The sequence below is a fragment of the Paraburkholderia phymatum genome (assembly GCF_038900715.1).
GTDB classification, from domain to species: Bacteria; Pseudomonadota; Gammaproteobacteria; order Burkholderiales; family Burkholderiaceae; genus Paraburkholderia; species Paraburkholderia phymatum_A.
This window is the reverse complement of sequence record NZ_JAYMRZ010000103.1, coordinates 1-409: the sequence shown is the minus strand read 5'-3', so window position 1 is coordinate 409 and position 409 is coordinate 1. Positions and strand designations below refer to the sequence as shown.

Below are 409 nucleotides of genomic sequence, written 5' to 3'. Positions count from 1 at the left end.
ACGTGGAACTCCTTAGCATAGCCGAAGCCGCCATGGGTCATCACCGCCTGCTCGCAGGCATGGTAGCCGGCTTCGCCAGCGAAATATTTCGCGGCATTTGCGCCAGCACCGCAGGGCAAGCCCTTGTCGTATTGCCAGGCCGCCTGCATCACCATCAGCCAGGCCGCCTCGAGCTCGACCCAGTTCACCGCAAGCGGGTGCTGGATGCCTTGATTCTTGCCGATCGGTCGATTGAACACGGTCCGCGTCTTGGCATATTCGGTCGCACGCGACAGCGCAAGCTTGCCGAGGCCGACGGCTTCGGCCGCGATCAGGATCCGCTCCGGGTTCATGCCTTCGAGGATGTACTGAAAACCCTTGCCCTCTTCGCCGATGCGGTCCTGCATCGGGATCTCGAAATCCTCGAAGA

At 61.6% G+C, this 409-nt stretch carries 1 protein-coding gene; it reads right to left on the bottom strand.

All coding sequences use genetic code 11. The features are described from left to right. Nucleotides 1-409: acyl-CoA dehydrogenase (locus tag VSR68_RS42605; protein WP_342945389.1), on the bottom strand; the 409-nt coding region annotated here is incomplete at both ends.